This window comes from Microbacterium sp. MEC084, from assembly GCF_004514465.2.
Taxonomy (GTDB): domain Bacteria; phylum Actinomycetota; class Actinomycetes; order Actinomycetales; family Microbacteriaceae; genus Microbacterium.
Window position 1 is genome coordinate 1 of record NZ_MYFP02000007.1, and the last position, 16,908, is coordinate 16,908.

Sequence of the window (16,908 nt, forward strand, 5' to 3'; positions counted from 1 at the left end):
GTAGCGCAGCGCCCACTTCTTCGCGGTTGGCCAGGACACCCGGAAGTAGTCCGCTGCTGCCGCGATCGTCCAGTCCTCGTCGATGACCTTCTGGGCGAGACGGAGCCTTTGGCGCGGGGTCAGCGCCGCGTTAGCGTGAGACACGAGAACCTCCCTGGTTCAGAGCGGATGCGGTAGCAGCTCCACTCTGCCGGGAGGTTCTCGTCACATCAGGGAAGCCAGATCAAACAACGTCCCTGGGCAGTACACTTAGCGAGCCTCAATCTGCCCCTCGTTTGCTGGAGGGTCAGAGGGAGCGCCTCTACGGTGCACTGACCATCATGGGGCGTCTGCCGCAGGGAACCTCGCAAGGCACAACGTGGATGGGGAAAGTACGGTCGCTCATCGAAGCTCCTTCGTCGCGCTGCCCGCACGGACGACGGCTGAGATGGGGCTTCCCGAACACTGGCGCGAGAAACGGCTGTGGTCACCATCTGCAACGAGTGGCCCGGCTGAACAATGAGCCCTGAAGAGGACGAGACAGAGAGCCCGGAGTCGATCCTGAACAAGCTCTTGGCAGGACGTAGCCTGCTCGAGGTCTTCACTCCACGCAGGGAGACGAAGGCCTTGCTCTGGGAGCTCCGTCGCGATCCCGGGACCCGGGCGATCTTCGACGGCAGTCGACTCGACCAGGCGCCACTTGTCGGCCATGACGGAACCGATCGGCCTCCTTCGACACGATCACGCGGACCTGCTTCGTCTCCCAGTGAGCCGACCTCGGACCTCCTCAATATGGTCGTCGATTACGCCAATGGGATGACACAGCAAGAGATCGCTCGAAAACACGGTCTGCATGTACAGACCGTGCGTAAGAGGCTCGACACGGCAGGAGTCGTCACACGAGCCCGAGGTGGTGCGCTGACCGAAGCTGACTTGGACGAGGCCAGAAGCCTTCTCGCCGCCGGTGTGAGTGCTCGCGAGGTCGGTCGCCGCATGGGTGTTGCGCACACGACTCTGCTTCGGGCGATCCGGCGATCGGATGCCACGCTGTTTGAGAAATCCACCAACGCGCGCCACGAAACACCGGGCTTCTAGACGTCAATCACCGTGGCGCACCAAGAGAAAAGTAACCCTGACCAGGGATTTCAACAAACTCCACATGGTCGGGAAGTGAGACTCGCTGTGGGCCCAGTGGGGCTCGAACCCACGACCCGCGGATTAAAAGTCCGATGCTCTGCCAACTGAGCTATAGGCCCGCCTCTACTCTACGCGGGGCGGCTGGGCGACCGGCCGCGCCCCGGCCGGAGGCCCGGGCGTACCCTGGATCGATGACCGACGACTTCCACAAGCCCGTGCGGCGTCCGTCGGAGACCTTCGACCGGCTGTACGCGGCGGAGGACCCCGCGGAGGTGTCGCGCGCCGCGCACTCCACCGCGGCCGCGCTGCTGTCGCGCGTGCGCGAGGAGCGCGATCCCGAGGCCGTCGACCGGCTGGTCGGGTTCACGTCGCGCCACGGCATCGACGACATCGCCGAGCTGTGGTCGCACTCGCCCGCCAAGAGCCTGCCCGGGTCGCTCTGGCGGCTGTACCTGCTGCAGCTGTCGATCCACGACGACCCCGCCACGGCCGCGCTGCTCTACGACCGCGGGCGCACCGAGCTGCGCTCGTCGGATGCCGTCGTCGCGGGCGCGCCGGTCCCGGCCGGCCCCGGCGAGCTCGTCGCGCTGATCGACACGATCCTGCGCGGCGCGTTCCAGGGCGACTTCGCGGTGGCGCTCGACCGGGCCGCCGCGTTCTGCCGCGTGCAGGCGTCGGGCGCCACGCACCTGGCGGACGACTACGAGCGCACCGAGCCCCATCGCTCCACCGAGCTCACGACCCGCGCACTGCGCCTGGCGACCTACGCGACCGACCTCTCCGCCGCCGCCCGCCTGTGGCGCCGCGAGGCCCTCACCTGAGGATCCGGTGGATGTCCCGGGCTCGGGAATGCCCGCCCGGAGCGCTCCGTTAGACTCGTATGGCCGGGCCGCAGCAAACCCCGGGCTCCAACTTCTGCCGCCGCGAGCGGCCTTGCGCCGAGAGGCGTTTCTGCGGTCCGGCATTTTTCTTTTCGGATCGGGTTCCCACGAGATCGAACGCTCGCGCCCACGCTTCGCGCGGGCCCTCTCGTTCGAGGGCTGTCGCTTCGCTCCATCCGGGTGACGGAATCTTCCGTCGTCGGGATGGTCGGCAGTCGCTTCGCTCCACGCTTGCTTCGCTCGCACGTTCTTTTTCAGAAGCGGTCGCACGCGTGCGGGCGCCCCTTCGGGGGCCCTTCGCGGGCGAGAACGTCGCTGACGCTCCGTTCGGCAGCGCTCCGCGCTGCGATTGGCCGCTCCGCGGCACGCTCGCTTCGCTCGCACGACGGTAGATGACGAGGTTCCAGCCGGTCGTTGAGCGACGAGCGCCAGCGAGGAGTCGAAACGTGCTGAAGCGACCCGGCCGTTCGGGATGGTTCGGCCGCGTTTCGACTCCGGCTCCTTCGTCGCCTCCGCTCAACGACCGAGGGGTGGATGCCGGTCGTTGAGCGCGCGCGGTCGTAGGCTCGGGGCATGACCTGGCGATTCGCCCTCATCGTGGCGCCCGTGCCCGCAGACGACCCCCGCACCGACTTCGCCGACACGCTCGCCGTGATCGACCCCGACGCGCCGGCACTGAGCGTGGGCGAGCTGAGCACCCAGCGCGGCGACGGCATCTTCGAGACCATCGGCGTGGTCGACGGGCACCCGCAGGAGGTGCAGGCGCACCTCGAGCGCCTCGCCCACTCCGCGCGCCTGTGCGACCTGCCCGCCCCGAACCTCGCGCAGTGGCGAGCCGCGGTCGAGCGGGCGGCGGTCGAATGCCCCGCGGGGGAGAGCGCCATCAAGCTCATCCTCAGCCGCGGCGTCGAGCGCGTCGCGACCGGCCTCGAGGGTCCCACCGCGTGGGTCACCGCCGCGCCCGCGGCCGACATGAGCGTGGCCCGCACCGAGGGCATCAAGGTCGTCACGCTCGACCGCGGCCTCGACAGCGGTGCCGCCACGCGCGCGCCCTGGCTCCTGCTCGGCGCCAAGACGCTGTCCTACGCCGTCAACATGGCGGCCCTGCGCGAGGCGCACCGCCGCGACGCGCACGACGCGATCTTCGTCACGAGCGACGGTTACGTGCTCGAGGCGCCCACCGCGTCCGTCATCCTGCGCCGCGGCGACACCTTCATCACGCCCGAGCCGAACGGCCGCATCCTGCATGGCACGACGCAGCTGAGCGTCTTCGACTGGCTCGAGGAGAACGGCCACTCGACCGGCTACGAGCACGTGCCGGCCGCCGCCCTCGGGACGGCCGACGCGATGTGGCTGGTCTCGAGCGTGCGGCTGGCGGCGCCCGTCACGCTCCTCGACGGCCGCGAGCTGCCCGTCGACCGCGAGCTCACGGCAGCGATGAACGCGTACCTGCTCAGCCCGCGCGACTGATCCGAGGACGACGATGGCCCCTCCCGAAGGAGGGGCCATCGTGCGTCGAGGCGTGGGGCTCAGCCGAAGCGGCCCGAGACGTAGTCCTCGGTCGCCTGCACCGACGGCGTCGTGAAGATCTTCGTCGTGTCGTCGTACTCGATGAGCTTGCCGGGCTTGCCCGTGCCCGCGATGTTGAAGAACGCGGTCTTGTCGCTCACGCGCGACGCCTGCTGCATGTTGTGCGTCACGATCACGACCGTGTAGTCGTTCTTGAGCTCGGAGATGAGCTCCTCGATCGCGAACGTCGAGATCGGGTCGAGGGCCGAGCACGGCTCGTCCATCAGGATGACCTGCGGCGACACCGCGATCGTGCGCGCGATGCACAGCCGCTGCTGCTGGCCGCCCGACAGGCCCGAGCCCGGGCGGTCGAGGCGGTCCTTGACCTCGTTCCACAGGTTGGCGCCGCGCAGCGACTTCTCGACGAGGTCGTCGGCGTCGCTCTTCGAGATGCGCTTGTTGTTCAGCGTCACGCCGGCCAGAACGTTCTCGCGGATCGACATGGTCGGGAACGGGTTGGGGCGCTGGAACACCATGCCCACCTGGCGGCGCACCAGCACGGGGTCGACGCCGTTGCCGTACAGGTTCTCGCCGTCGAGCAGCACCTCGCCCTCGACGCGGGCGCCGGGGATGACCTCGTGCATGCGGTTGAGCGTGCGCAGGAACGTGGACTTGCCACAGCCCGACGGGCCGATGAACGCGGTGACCGTGCGGGGCTGGATGTCGATGGAGACGCCCTCCACGGCGAGGAAGTCGCCGTAGTAGACGTTGAGGTCGTTGACTTCGATGCTCTTGGACACCTGGGTCTCTTTCTTCGGGAAGCGGGAGGTCGGGTCGAGGGCGTCAGCGGCCGGTCATCTTGGGCGCGAAGATCTTGGCGATCAGGCGCGCGCCGAGGTTGAGCACCATGACGATGAGGATGAGGGTCAGCGCGGCGGCCCAGGCGCGGGCGACCGAGGCGTCGGGGTTCGTGCCCTGCTGCATGTACGAGTTGTAGGCGAACACCGGCAGGGTCATCATGTTGTCGTTGAACAGGTTGGTGTTCAGGCTCTGCGTGAAGCCGGCCGTGAGCAGCAGCGGCGCGGTCTCGCCGATGACGCGGGCGATCGCGAGCATGACGCTCGTGGTGATGCCGGCGATCGACGTGGGCAGCACGACCTTCACGATCGTCGCCCACTTCGGCACGCCCAGGGCGTAGGACGCCTCGCGCAGCTCGTTCGGCACGATCCGCAGCAGCTCCTCGCTGCCTCGCACGACGACCGGGATCATCAGCACGGCCAGCGCGAGCGAGCCCATGATGCCCATCGAGGTGCCGGGCCCCATCAGGAGCGCGAACACCGAGTAGATGAACAGACCCGCGACGATCGACGGGATGCCCGTCATGACGTCGACGAGGAACGTGATGGCCTTGGCGATGCGGCCGCGGCCGTACTCGACGAGGTAGATCGAGGTCATCAGACCGATCGGCACCGAGATCACCGTGGCCGCGAGCGTGATCAGGAGCGTGCCCCAGATCGCGTGCACGGCGCCGCCGCCCTCGCCCACGACGTTGCGCATCGAGTAGCTGAAGAACTCGAGGTCGAAGCGCTGCAGGCCCGCGACCAGCACCGTGAACAGCAGCGAGATGAGCGGCAGCAGGGCGAGCACGAACGCGCTCGCGACGAGCGCGGTCATGAGGCGGTCGACCGCGTGGCGGCGGCTCTCGGCGATGCTCGAGAGCACCGTGATCGCGATGAGGTAGATCAGCATGCCGAGCGCGACGGCGCCCGCGATGTTGAAGTCGGCCAGGTCGCCGCCGGCGCTCGCGACCCCGACGATCACGAACGAGATGAACATCGAGAAGGCGAGCAGGCCCCACGGGGCCCAGGCGGGCAGCTTGCCGGCGGTCAGCGACACGGTCGGTCGCGCGGGGGCGGCGATGGTGGCCATCAGTTCGCTCCAGAGAACTCGGCGCGGCGGGCGACGATCCAGCGCGCCACGAAGTTGACCGCGAAGGTCACGATGAACAGGATCAGACCGGTCGCGATCAGGGTGTTGACGCCCTCGTCGTGCGCCTCGGGGAACGACAGCGCGATGTTCGCGGGGATCGGGGTCGGGTTGGTCGAGGTCAGCAGCTCGAACGTCACGACGCCCGAGACCGACAGCACCATGGTCACCGCCATGGTCTCGCCGAGCGCGCGGCCGAGGGCCAGCATCGCCGCGGACACCATGCCGCCGCGCGCGAACGGCAGGACCGCCATCTGGATGACCTCCCAGCGCGTGGCGCCCAGCGCCAGCGCGGCCTCCTCGTGCAGCTTCGGGGTCTGGATGAACACCTCGCGGCAGATGGCGGTCATGATCGGCAGGATCATGACGGCGAGCACGAGCGAGGCGGTCATGATGGTGCGGCCCGTCGCCGACACCTGGCCGCCGAAGAGGGGGATCCAGGCGAGCGTCTCGTTGAGCCACACGTAGAACGGCTGCAGCATCGGGGCGAAGGTGAGACCGCCCCAGAGGCCGAAGACCACCGACGGCACGGCCGCGAGCAGGTCGATGATGTAGCCGAGGCCCGCGGCGAGACGCCGGGGCGCGTAGTGCGAGATGAACAGCGCGATGCCGATCGCGACCGGAGAGGCGATCAGCAGCGCGATGGCCGACGCCCACACGGTGCCGAACACCAGCGGCCAGACGTAGTCCCAGAAGGACCGGCCCTGGAGGATGTGGTTCGTGCTCGTGTCGGGCTTGAACGCGGGGAGCGACTGCAGGATCAGGAACGTCGCGACGGCCGCGAGCACGACGAGGATGACGATGCCGGCTCCGAGCGCGGTGCCGGAGAAGATGCGGTCGCCCGGGCGCTGCACCGGCTTCGCCGGACGGGCGGCCTGAGCGGCCGGCTTCGGGGGCTGCCCGGTGCCGCGGGCGGTCGCCTCGGGCTGCGGCGTTGTCGTGGTCATGCGGGCTGGCTCCTCAGACGCTCAGTCGGATCCGGTGACGGGACGGGGGTTCACGCAGTTCGGTGCCCCCGCGCATCCTCGAAGAGGATCCCACATGGGAATGCGCGGGGGCACCGACTGCTTTCAGCGAGTGATCGGTCAGCCGACCTGGATCATGTCGATCGCGGCGAGCGCCTGCTCACGCAGACCCTCCGAGATCGGGGCGGCGCCGGCGGCCTCGGCGGCGACCTGCTGGCCCTCCTCCGACGCCATGAACTCGAAGTACGCCTTCACGAGGCCGGCCTTCTCGGTGTCCTCGTACTGCTCGCACGCGATTAGGTAGCTGACCAGGGCGATCGGGTACGCGCCGTCGGCGGCGGCAGCCGGGTCGACGTCGAACACCAGGTCGGCGGCGCCGCGGCCCTCGACCAGCGGCGAGCTCTCGACCAGCGCGGCGGCGGCCTCGGGCGAGTACTCGATGAACTCGCCGCCGACCTCGACCTTGGCGGCCGTCAGCGTGTCGATCTGCGACGCGTCCGCGTACACGATCGCGCCGTTGCCGGCCTTGGCGGCGGCCACGACACCCGAGGTGCCCTGAGCGGCCTCGCCGCCCTCGATCGGCCACACGCCGTCGGCCTCCCACTCCCACACGTCGGGGGCGGTCGCCTCGAGGTAGGTCGTGAAGGTCTCGGTGGTGCCCGAGTCGTCCGAGCGGTGGACCGGCGTGATGGCCAGGTCGGGCAGCTCGACGCCCTCGTTCAGCGCGGCGATGGCCGGGTCGTTCCAGTTGGTGATCTTGCCCGCGAACATGCCGGCGATGGTCGCGGCGTCCAGGTTCAGCGAGTCGACGCCCTCGAGGTTGTAGGCCACGGCGACCGGGGCGATGTAGAGAGGGAGCTCGACGATGTCGTCAGTGGCGCAGGCGCCGAAGCCGCCCGCGGCGACCTCCTCGTCGTCGAACGCGCGGTCCGAGCCGATGAAGTCCGAGGCGCCGGCGATGAAGTTCTCGCGTCCGGTGCCCGAGCCGGTGGGCTCGTAGTTGACCGTGACGTCGGGGTTGGCGGTCTGGAACGCGGCGACCCATGCCTCCTGGGCCGAGCCCTGCGACGAGGCGCCGGTCGCGTTGATGGTGCCGCTGAGGGTCGAGGCGGTCTCCTCCGGAGCGCCGCTCTCGCCGCCGGCGGGGGCCTCGTTGGCCGCGCAGCCCGCGAGGGCCAGCGCGGTGACGGCGCCGAACGCGGCGATGCTGGTGAAACGAGCGATCTTCACTGTGTATCCGTTTCGATCAGGGATTCAGGGACGTCCCCGCCGGGTCGCAGGGCACGTGGTGACCGTACGAGGGGGCAGTGAAGAGCGTGCGGTGCACTGGTGAACGGAAGGTGAACGACGCGCGTCGATCCCGCGGAGAAGCCCGATCCCACAGCGAATTCCCGGGGGAGGGCGCCGGGTCAGATCTTGGGCGCGTGGGTCTCGATCGCGACGATCCCGGATCCGGGGTTCGTGGCGGAGACGTGCACGACGCTGAAGGCGCCGAACTCCAGGGCGGCCGCGTCGGCCAGGTAGGAGCCCCGCATGGTGCCGGTCGCAAGCGCCAACTCGGTCAGGATCTCCGGCAGCACCGGGCCGTGGCTGCACAGGACCGCGGGCTTGCCGGAGCGGATGCGCCGGCCCACGACCTGGCGCACGTCGGCGGCCCCGTCCTCCCACGCGTCCTGGCTGATCAGCTCGGTCTCGTCGATCCGGCGGCCGATGGCCTTCGAGAGCGGGACCACCGTCTTGACGCAGCGCACCGCGTCGCTGGAGACGATGCGGCGCACGCCGAACGCGCGCAGCCCTCCGACGATCGCCTTCGCCTGCTCCTTGCCGCGGGGAAGCAGGGGTCGCAGCGCGTCACGCCCGTCCCACTCGTCCCGCGGCACGGCCTTGCCGTGCCGCAGCGCGACGACCGGGAAGGTGTGCAGCACGCCGTCGTCGACGAGACGCTCGAAGTGCTCGAGGATCTCGATGTCGACCGGGTAGCTCAGCCGTGCGTGCGCCTTCTTGAGACCCACCCATTCGATGGCGGCGATCTCGTCGTTCGGCACGAAAGAGCTCTCCCGGATCGCCGCCTCGGTCGCCTCGGCCGACCAGTAGTGCACGATCTTCTCGCGTCCGCTCGGCAGCTTGTAGTGGGAGACGCCGAGCGGCGGGCCGAGCACCGTGCGGATGCCGGTCTCCTCGTGGATCTCGCGCACCGCGGTCTCGGCGAGCATCTCGCCGGGATCGACCTTCCCCTTGGGCAGCGTGATGTCGCGGTACTTCGTGCGGTGGATCAGCAGGACCCGCAGCTTGCCGTCGACGAGGCGCCACACCACGCCGCCGGCGGCGTAGACGGCCAGCGCGGTCATCGCGAGACGCGGGCCTGACGGCGGCGGCGGATGGCGCTCATCCGGCGATCCTGCAGGTCGGCGAGCGGCTTGCCGTCCTCGCCGACGCTGTGCCGGGTCCACACGCCCTCGGGCCCGAGGTGCCACGAGCTGGTGCCGTCGTCCATAGCCTGGTCGAACAGGCCCAGCAGCTCCGTGATGTGGCGCGGCGTCGTGACGCGCACGAGCGCCTCGACGCGGCGGTCGAGGTTGCGGTGCATCATGTCGGCGCTGCCGATGTACACGTCGGGGACCCCGTCGTTCGCGAACGCGAAGATGCGCGAGTGCTCGAGGTAGCGCCCCAGGATGGAGCGGACCGTGATGTTGTCGCTCACGCCGGGCAGGTCGGTGCGCAGCGAGCAGATGCCGCGCACCCAGACATCGACCTTCACGCCGGCGCTGCTCGCGCGGTACAGCGCGTCGATGATCTGCTCGTCGACCATCGAGTTGACCTTGATGCGCACGTACGCGGGCTTGCCCTCGAGCGCGTTGCGGCGCTCGCGGTCGATCAGCCGCAGCAGGCCCTTGCGCAGGTGCAGGGGAGCGACGAGCAGGCGCTTGAACTTCTTCTCGATCGCGTAGCCGCTCAGCTCGTTGAACAGGCGCGTGAGGTCGCGGCCGACCTGCGCGTCGGTCGTGAACAGGCCGAAGTCCTCGTACAGGCGGCTGGTCTTGGGGTTGTAGTTGCCCGTGCCGACGTGGCTGTAGTGGCGCAGCTCGCCCTTCTCCTCGCGGATCACGAGCGCGAGCTTGCAGTGGGTCTTGAGGCCGACCAGGCCGTAGACGACGTGCACGCCCGCCTTCTCGAGCTTGCGCGCCCACACGATGTTGTTCGCCTCGTCGAAGCGGGCCTTGACCTCGACGAGGGCGAGCACCTGCTTGCCGGCCTCGGCCGCGTCGATCAGCGCCTGCACGATCGGGCTGTCGCCCGACGTTCGGTACAGCGTCTGCTTGATGGCGAGCACGTGCGGATCCCGCGCGGCCTGCTCCAGGAACGCCTGCACGCTGGTCGCGAAGGACTCGTATGGGTGGTGCACGAGCACGTCGCCCTTGCGGATGGCCGCGAACAGGTCGGCGCGCGCGTCGCTCGACTGCTCGGCCGACTGGAACGCGACCGCGGTCGTGGGGACGTGCGGCGGGTAGTGCAGCTCGGGGCGGTCGATCCTCGTCAGCTCGAACAGGGCCCGCAGGTCGAGCGGCCCGGGCAGGCGGTAGACCTCCTGCTCCGTGATGTCGAGCTCCTTGAGCAGCAGGTCGAGAGTGAGGTCGTCCATGTCCTCGGTGACCTCGAGGCGGATCGGCGGGCCGAAGCGGCGCCGCAGCAGCTCGGCCTCGAGCGCCTGGATGAGGTTCTCGGTCTCGTCCTCCTCGATCACCATGTCCTCGTTGCGCGTCAGGCGGAACGCGTGGTGGTCGAGCACCTCCATGCCGGGGAACAGGTCGTCCAGGTGCTGGGCGATGAGCTCCTCGAGCGGAATGTACCGCGCGCTCGGGCCGGCCGTGGGCACCTCGATCAGCCGGGGCAGCATGGGCGGCACCTTGAGGCGCGCGAACTCCTGCCGGCCCGTGCGGGCGTTCCGGATGCGGATCGCCAGGTTCAGCGACAGGCCCGAGATGTAGGGGAAGGGATGCGCCGGGTCGACCGCGAGCGGCATGAGCACCGGGAAGACCTTCGCCTGGAAGTAGTCGTACAGGGCGGAGCGCTCGTCGTCGCCCAGGTCGCCCCAGCCGACGACCTCGATCGCGGCCTTCGCCAGCGCGGGGCGCACGTCGTCGTTCCAGACCGCCGCGTGCCGCAGCTGCAGCGCGTGCGCCTCGGCCGAGATGCCCGCGAGGACTTCGCCCGGCGACCGGCCGACGTTGGTGGGCACCGCCAGGCCCGTGACGATGCGGCGCTTGAGGCCCGCCACCCGGACCATGAAGAACTCGTCGAGGTTGCTCGCGAAGATCGCCAGAAAGTTCGCCCGCTCCAGGACCGGGAGGGTCGGGTCCTCGGCCAGCTCGAGCACGCGCTGGTTGAACGCCAGCCAGCTCAGCTCGCGGTCGAGGTAGCGGTTCTCGGGAAGCTGCGCGTCGGGGGCCTCGACGGCGGCGTCGAAGTCGTCGTCCTCGGCGTCGCCGATCCCGGTGTCCACGATGGCGATGTCGATCATGCGGCCCATCCTGCCACCGTCGCGTGACGCGTGTGTGAACGGCGGGATCAGGACCTCGGGCTCGCGCTGGGCAGCTGGTCGTCCTCGTACACGTTGAAGCGGTAGCCCACGTTGCGGACCGTGCCGATCAGCTGCTCGAGGTCGCCGAGCTTGGCGCGCAGGCGACGCACGTGCACGTCGACCGTGCGGGTGCCGCCGAAGTAGTCGTAGCCCCAGACCTCGCTCAGCAGCTGCTCGCGCGTGAACACCCGCGAGGGGTGCGTCGCGAAGAAGTGCAGCAGCTGGAACTCCTTGTACGTGAGGTCGAGCGGCTTGCCGTGCACCTTCGCCGAGTATGACGACTCGTCGATCGTGATGCCGGACGTCTGGATCCGGCTGCTCGGCTGCTCGGCGCTCTGGCGGCCGATCGCGAGCCGCACGCGGGCGTCGACCTCGGCCGGGCCGGCCGTGACGAGGATGACGTCGTCGATGCCCCAGTCGGTCGAGACGGCGGTCAGGCCGCCCTCGGTCACCACCAGGACGAGCGGCGCATCCAGGCCCGTCGTGTTCAGGATCTTGCAGAGCGACTTCGCGCCCACGAGATCGGTGCGCGCATCCACGAAGATGACGTCGGCGCTCGGGGCGTTCACCAGCGAGGCGGGCTCGGCCGGGATCTGCCGCACGCGGTGGCTGAGCAGCTCGAGCGCGGGCAGGACGGCGCCTCCGCCGGGGGCGGAACTCAAGACGAGAAGCTGTGCCAAGCGACGTCCTTTCGGCGCGGACTGGGGGCCGCACCCTGGGGTCGATGCGGTGGGGACTTCCGCATCGTGGACCCATCATAGGACGTGCCCGGACCTCGGCCGCCCCCGGGACGCCGCTCGGGCGGGGCCCCGGGCGGCCGGCATGGGAGCGGTTTCGGGATCGGGGCCCCGTCTTGGACAATGGACGGGTGACGACCCCCGACATGACCCCGGTCCGCCGCTACGCGGGCGCCGCGGCCACGTGGGCGTTCGCGCTCGTGGCGGCCATCCTCGTGAGCGTGCTCGTGCCGCTGGACGCCCGCCTGCCGTGGGTCGCCATCACGGGCGGCGTCTGCATGATCGTCGCCTTCGCGGCGCAGCTGATCGACGGCCGCTCGGAGGGCTTCATCTTCCGGGTCGGCGTCTCGGTCATCGGAGCGCTCGGCATCCTGGGCTTCCTCGCCCTGATCTTCACGCTCGTCGCGCTCGGCAGCTCGCTGTAGCTCGCTCGACGTCGAAGGAGCCGGCGCGGCCGGCGCGCCAGGCCGGGTCTAGACTTCTGGGCATGGATCTCGTCGCGCTCGAACTCTTCTTCGTCGGGCTGCTGGGCCTCGCCAGCCTGGCGATCGCCTTCATCTCCGGCACCGTGGTCTGGAACCTCTTCCGCGGCCAGCGCTGAGGGACGGCGGCATGATCGAGCTGCCGACCGACCTCCCCGCCGACCTGGCGCCGCTCTCGTGGCTCATCGGCGTGTGGGAGGGCACCGGTGTCATCGACTACGACCTCGGCGACGTCCACTACGAGGGCGAGTTCTCGCATCGCGTGAGCTTCAGCCACGATGGCGGTCCCTACCTGAACTACTCCGCCACGGCGTTCCTGGCCGCCTCCGACGGCACGCCCTCGCGCGCGCTGAACTCCGAGGTCGGGTTCTGGCGCGTGGCGCGTCCGTCGACCGGCGCCGAGCCCGGTCCGGGCCTGCTGCCGCCGCTCGAGACCGGCGCGCCGCGCACGGCCGAGGACGTCGAGCTGCTCCGCAATGCCGAGGGCGGCTTCGACCTGGAGGTGTCGCTCGTCCACTCCGACGGCGTGAGCGAGCTCTACCTCGGCCAGGTCCGCGGCCCGCGCATCGACCTCGCGACCGACGCGGTCGTCCGCACGGCGAGCGCCCGGCACTACGCGGCCGCGACCCGCATGTACGGCCTCGTCGAGGGGCACCTGCTGTGGGCCTGGGACATCGCGGCGCTCGGCCGCGAGCTCGGCTCGCACGCGTCCGCGCGCCTCGCGAAGGTCTCCTGATGTCCGGGCGGCCGTTCTTCGCGGACCGTGCCGGCGCCGTCCTCTCGGACGACGGCATCGCCCACTTCGGCGACCCGATGCGCGAGCAGCGCCGGCTCGCGTCGGGGCACGCGATCGCGCCCCGCGACGACCGGGCGGTCATCGAGGTCGCCGGCCCCGACCGGCTGACGTGGCTCGACTCGATCACGTCGCAGGCGGTCGCCGGCCTGGCGCCCGGGCACAGCACCGAGCTGCTCGTGCTCGACCCGCAGGGGCGCGTCGAGCACGCCGCGGGCGTGCTGGACGACGGCGCCTCGACCTGGCTGATCGCCGACGCCGGCGACGCCGCGGGTCTCGCCCGGTGGCTCACGATGATGCGCTTCCGCGCGCAGGTCGAGGTGCGGGTGCGCGACGACCTCGCGGTACTCGGCTTCATGGAGCTCGGCGACGCCGAGAAGCGCGTCGCGCTCGTGGCGCACCGCCCGCACGAGCTCCCGCTGGTGTGGGGCGACCCCTGGCGCGAGGTCGCCGCGGGCGGATGGCAGTACGCCGCCCCCGCCTCCCATCCCGCGGCCGGATACGGCTGGATCGAGGCGATCGTGGAGCGCACCGCGCTCCCGCAGCTCGCCGACGCGGAGCTCGCGGGGCTGCTGGCCGCAGAGGCCCTCCGGATCGAGGCGTGGCGCCCGCGCTGGAGCCGCGAGGTGGACGAGCGCGCGATCCCGCACGAATTCGACTGGCTGCGCAGCGCGGTGCACCTGAACAAGGGCTGCTACCGCGGGCAGGAGACGGTCGCCAAGGTGCACAACCTCGGGCACCCTCCCCGGCGGCTCACGCTGCTGCACCTCGACGGGAGCGACAGCGTGCTGCCGGAGCCCGGCACCGCCGTGCTGATGGCGGGCGGCGAGGGCGAGCCCTCCGAGGTGGGCCACGTGACCAGCAGCGCCCTGCACCACGAGCTGGGGCCCGTCGCGCTGGCCGTGCTGGCGCGTCGCGTTCCGGGCGACGCCGTGCTCGAGATCCGCTCGGACGGCGCGCGCATCGCCGCCGCGCAGGAGGTCATCGTGCCGGCCGACGCCGGCGCGACGGCCGCCGTGCCCCGCCTGACCCGGCTGTCGCGGCGCCCGCTCGCGCAGGATCCCGCGAAGCCCGCTCCCGCCGAGTAGGACGCCGCGCCGGATGTCCGACTCGCAGCCGATCACGCAGGCCATCCCGGTCACCTGGCGCAGCCGGTTCTCCCCGAAGCCAGGCCTGGCGAGGCTGCGGGAGTCGTGGATCGCGATCGCGCAGATCGTGCTCGCGGCGACCGCCGCGTTCCTGCTCGCGCATCTGGTGCTCGGCCACGAGGCGCCCATGCTGGCGGCCACCGTGTCGATCTCGAGCCTCGGGCTCGCGCGCGACGCGCGCCCCGGTCGCGTGCTCGAGACCGTGATCGGCATGCTGACGGGCATCCTGATCTCCGAGGCGCTGCGCCTCGTGGTCGGGTCCGGCTGGTGGCAGCTGGCCGTGACGCTCGCCGTCACGATGCTCGTCGCGCGCTTCCTGTCCGCCTCGCCCCAGTTCGCCATCGCGGCGGCCATCCAGGCGGCGATCGCGATGACCCTGCCGCTCGGTCCCGTGCCGTTCGCGCGGCTGGCCGACGGGGCCTTCGGCGGCGTCATGGCGATCGCCGTGACGGCGCTGCTTCCGCGCAATCCCGTGACGGCCGTGCTGCGCGACGCGCGCGCCTTCTTCGCGGGCTTCGACGCCGCCGCCGCGCGGCTCGTGTCGGCGCTGCGCCGCGGCGACCGGCTGCGGGCCGAGCGGGGCCTCGAGAAGGCCCGTGCGCTCCAGGCTCCGCTGGACGCGTGGCGGACGTCGCTGGAGTCGGGCCGCGCGATCTCCCGCATCTCGCCGTTCCTGCGCGGCCGGCGCGCCGAGCTGGAGCGGCACGCTCGCATCCTGCAGGCCATGGATCTCGCGATGCGCAACCTGCGGGTGGTCGGCCGCCGCATCGTGTACGTCACGGACGACGGCCGCCCGCTGCCGGTGCCGGCCGAGGCGATGGGGGAGGTGGCGCGGGCGGCGACGCTCGTGGCGGCCTCGATCGACGACATCTCGCAGGAGCCCATCGCCCGCGAGGCGCTCCTGTCGATCGCCCGTCGCCTGGACCCCGCCGCGATGCTTCCGGGGGCCGGTCTCGGCGAGCAGGCGCTGGTCTCGGCGATGCGTCCCCTCGTCGTCGACCTCCTCGTCGCGACGGGCCTGCCGCCCGGCGAGGCCCGCGCCGCCATCCCGCGCATCTGATCCCCGCGCCCCCTCGACTGGGCACAGGGTCAGCCCGGGCGCACCACGTCCCACGGGACGGTGAGCTCGCCCAGGCGCCAGCGCGAGCGCCCGCCGAGCACCGGGACGCCGGAGGCGCGCAGCGCGGCCACGGCGGCCATCCAGCGCTGTGTGGGGCCGAACGGCGCGAGCGCGGCGGCGCGCTCCCACTCGCGGTCCAGCGCGACGAGCAGGTCGTGGATGCGCTCGCCCGGCACGTTGCGGTGGATGAGGGCCTTCGGCAGGCGCTCGGCGACGACCCCGGGGCGCTCGAGCTCCGCGAGCCGGAGCGAGATCGTGAAGCGCACGGGGGCGCCCGCCGCGTCCACGTCGATCCAGCTGCACAGTCGGCCGATCTCGTCGCAGGTCCCCTCGACGAGCACGCCGCCCGGCGCGAGGCGCGCGGTCATCCGCTCCCACGCCCCCGGCACGTCCCGCTCCTCGTACTGCCGCAGCACGTTGAAGGCGCGGATCACCGCCGGACGGCGGCCGTCCGGCAGGGGCACCTCGAAGCCGCCGCGCGCGAACGACACCCGCGCATCCGGCGAGAAGACGGTCGCGCCCCGCCGCGTCGCCTCGAGCTGCTCCGAGGCGCGCGCCACGCGCTCGGGGTCGATCTCCAGGCCGTGCACGTCGACGTCGCCCCGCACGCGACGCAGCCGCGCCTCGAGCTCGAGGGTCGTCACGCCGTTCGCGCCGTAGCCGAGGTCGACCACGAGCGGGTCGGGCGCGCGGCGGAACTCCGCCAGGTGAGCGATCCAGCGGTCCACGCGACGCAGCCGGTTGGTGCCCGTCGTGCCGCGCGTCGGGCGTCCCTCGGGGGCGGCGGGCGGGCGCGGGGTCATGCTTCGATTCTGCCGCCGATAGCATGGGGCGCATGGCACATACCCTGATCCTGCTGCGACACGGCCAGAGCGAGTGGAACGAGCTCAACCTCTTCACCGGATGGGTCGACGTCCGGCTGACCGAACTCGGCCAGGCCGAGGCCAAGCGCGGCGGCGAGCTGCTCAAGGAGCAGGGCTTGCTCCCCGACGTGGTGCACACGTCCGTGCTCAGCCGCGCTATCCAGACCGCGAACATCGCGCTCGACCACGCCGACCGGCTGTGGATCCCGGTGAAGCGCTCGTGGCGCCTCAACGAGCGCCACTACGGCGCGCTGCAGGGCAAGGACAAGGCCCAGACTCTCGAGCAGTTCGGCGAGGAGAAGTTCATGGAGTGGCGCCGCTCGTTCGACGTGCCGCCGCCCGTGATCGACCCGGAGGACGAGTACGCCCAGACGAACGACCCCCGCTACGTCGGCATCGACGGCGAGATCCCCGGCACCGAGTCGCTCAAGATCGTGATCGACCGGATGCTGCCCTACTGGGAGAACGAGATCGTCCCCGACCTCCAGGCCGGCAAGACGGTCATCGTCGTCGCCCACGGCAACTCGCTGCGCGGCCTCGTGAAGCACCTCGACGGCATCAGCGACGACGACATCGCGGCCCTCAACATCCCGACCGGCATCCCGCTCGTGTACGAGCTCGACGACGACATGAAGCCGACCGGCCCGAGCCGCTACCTCGACCCCGAGGCCGCCGCCGCGGGCGCCGCCGCCGTGGCGTCGCAGGGCAAGAAGGCCTGACGCGCGCACG

16 protein-coding genes, 1 tRNA gene and 1 pseudogene are annotated in these 16,908 nt (G+C 71.0%); 8 read left to right on the forward strand and 10 right to left on the reverse strand.

Features of this window, described 5'->3' with window-relative positions; all coding sequences use genetic code 11:
- A pseudogene (locus B5M43_RS08170) lies at positions 1 to 144 on the reverse strand (leucine zipper domain-containing protein); the annotation flags it as partial.
- 354 nt (positions 145 to 498) lie between these two features.
- Here B5M43_RS08170 and B5M43_RS08175 point away from each other — a divergent pair.
- A complete protein-coding gene (locus B5M43_RS08175) occupies positions 499 to 1,074 on the forward strand; it encodes a hypothetical protein (protein ID WP_134746032.1) in 576 nt (191 codons plus the stop codon).
- A gap of 88 nt (positions 1,075 to 1,162) precedes the next feature.
- On the opposite strand, the gene B5M43_RS08180 is transcribed toward B5M43_RS08175, so the two are convergent.
- Positions 1,163 to 1,235 (reverse strand) — tRNA-Lys (locus B5M43_RS08180).
- 72 nt (positions 1,236 to 1,307) lie between these two features.
- Here B5M43_RS08180 and B5M43_RS08185 point away from each other — a divergent pair.
- Positions 1,308 to 1,937 (forward strand): DNA-directed RNA polymerase subunit beta, encoded by a 630-nt coding sequence (locus B5M43_RS08185; protein WP_134746033.1) that lies wholly within the window; start codon positions 1,308 to 1,310, stop codon positions 1,935 to 1,937.
- A gap of 633 nt (positions 1,938 to 2,570) precedes the next feature.
- Positions 2,571 to 3,467 carry an aminodeoxychorismate lyase gene (locus B5M43_RS08190; RefSeq protein ID WP_134746034.1) on the forward strand — a complete coding sequence of 299 codons (897 nt, stop codon included), beginning with the start codon at positions 2,571 to 2,573 and terminating at the stop codon, positions 3,465 to 3,467.
- A 59-nt stretch (positions 3,468 to 3,526) separates the two neighbouring features.
- Here B5M43_RS08190 and pstB read toward each other — a convergent pair whose 3' ends face one another.
- The 7 genes from pstB to B5M43_RS08225 form a co-directional block, all read right to left on the reverse strand.
- A complete protein-coding gene (pstB, locus tag B5M43_RS08195; protein ID WP_055993786.1) occupies positions 3,527 to 4,306 on the reverse strand; it encodes a phosphate ABC transporter ATP-binding protein PstB in 780 nt (259 codons plus the stop codon).
- Between the two features lie 43 nt (positions 4,307 to 4,349).
- Entirely contained in the window at positions 4,350 to 5,435 is a 1,086-nt protein-coding gene (gene pstA / locus B5M43_RS08200) for a phosphate ABC transporter permease PstA (RefSeq protein WP_134746035.1), read from the reverse strand.
- Positions 5,435 to 6,439, reverse strand: coding sequence for a phosphate ABC transporter permease subunit PstC (pstC, locus tag B5M43_RS08205; protein WP_082543202.1), 1,005 nt, complete (start codon positions 6,437 to 6,439; stop codon positions 5,435 to 5,437). Before pstC ends, pstA begins: the two co-directional genes overlap by 1 nt.
- A 138-nt stretch (positions 6,440 to 6,577) precedes the next feature.
- The gene (gene pstS / locus B5M43_RS08210; RefSeq protein WP_055993792.1) at positions 6,578 to 7,687 is read right to left on the reverse strand and encodes a phosphate ABC transporter substrate-binding protein PstS; all 1,110 of its coding nucleotides are present in this window, start codon (positions 7,685 to 7,687) and stop codon (positions 6,578 to 6,580) included.
- Between the two features lie 179 nt (positions 7,688 to 7,866).
- Positions 7,867 to 8,805 carry an NUDIX domain-containing protein gene (locus B5M43_RS08215; protein ID WP_134746036.1) on the reverse strand — a complete coding sequence of 313 codons (939 nt, stop codon included), beginning with the start codon at positions 8,803 to 8,805 and terminating at the stop codon, positions 7,867 to 7,869.
- Positions 8,802 to 10,976, reverse strand: a complete 2,175-nt coding sequence (locus B5M43_RS08220) for an RNA degradosome polyphosphate kinase (protein WP_134746037.1) — start codon at positions 10,974 to 10,976, stop codon at positions 8,802 to 8,804. Before B5M43_RS08220 ends, B5M43_RS08215 begins: the two co-directional genes overlap by 4 nt.
- Before the next feature lie 47 nt (positions 10,977 to 11,023).
- A complete protein-coding gene (locus B5M43_RS08225; RefSeq protein ID WP_055993801.1) occupies positions 11,024 to 11,716 on the reverse strand; it encodes a response regulator transcription factor in 693 nt (230 codons plus the stop codon).
- A gap of 188 nt (positions 11,717 to 11,904) precedes the next feature.
- On the opposite strand from B5M43_RS08225, the gene B5M43_RS08230 reads away from it, so the two are divergent.
- The 4 genes from B5M43_RS08230 (at position 11,905) to B5M43_RS08245 (ending at position 15,256) form a co-directional block, all read left to right on the forward strand.
- Entirely contained in the window at positions 11,905 to 12,198 is a 294-nt protein-coding gene (locus tag B5M43_RS08230; protein ID WP_055993804.1) for a hypothetical protein, read from the forward strand.
- 187 nt (positions 12,199 to 12,385) lie between these two features.
- Positions 12,386 to 12,991, forward strand: coding sequence for an FABP family protein (locus B5M43_RS08235; RefSeq protein WP_134746038.1), 606 nt, complete (start codon positions 12,386 to 12,388; stop codon positions 12,989 to 12,991).
- The gene (locus tag B5M43_RS08240; protein ID WP_134746039.1) at positions 12,991 to 14,136 is read left to right on the forward strand and encodes a folate-binding protein YgfZ; all 1,146 of its coding nucleotides are present in this window, start codon (positions 12,991 to 12,993) and stop codon (positions 14,134 to 14,136) included. Before B5M43_RS08235 ends, B5M43_RS08240 begins: the two co-directional genes overlap by 1 nt.
- A 13-nt stretch (positions 14,137 to 14,149) precedes the next feature.
- Complete coding sequence (locus B5M43_RS08245) at positions 14,150 to 15,256, forward strand: FUSC family protein (RefSeq protein ID WP_134746040.1); 1,107 nt, start codon at positions 14,150 to 14,152, stop codon at positions 15,254 to 15,256.
- 29 nt (positions 15,257 to 15,285) lie between these two features.
- Here the strand turns inward: B5M43_RS08245 and B5M43_RS08250 are convergent, their stop codons facing one another.
- Positions 15,286 to 16,119, reverse strand: coding sequence for a class I SAM-dependent methyltransferase (locus tag B5M43_RS08250; protein ID WP_134746041.1), 834 nt, complete (start codon positions 16,117 to 16,119; stop codon positions 15,286 to 15,288).
- A gap of 32 nt (positions 16,120 to 16,151) precedes the next feature.
- On the opposite strand from B5M43_RS08250, the gene B5M43_RS08255 reads away from it, so the two are divergent.
- Positions 16,152 to 16,898: a phosphoglyceromutase gene (locus B5M43_RS08255; protein WP_055993818.1), complete on the forward strand. Its 747-nt coding sequence runs from the start codon at positions 16,152 to 16,154 to the stop codon at positions 16,896 to 16,898.
- Positions 16,899 to 16,908: the final 10 nt, after the last annotated feature.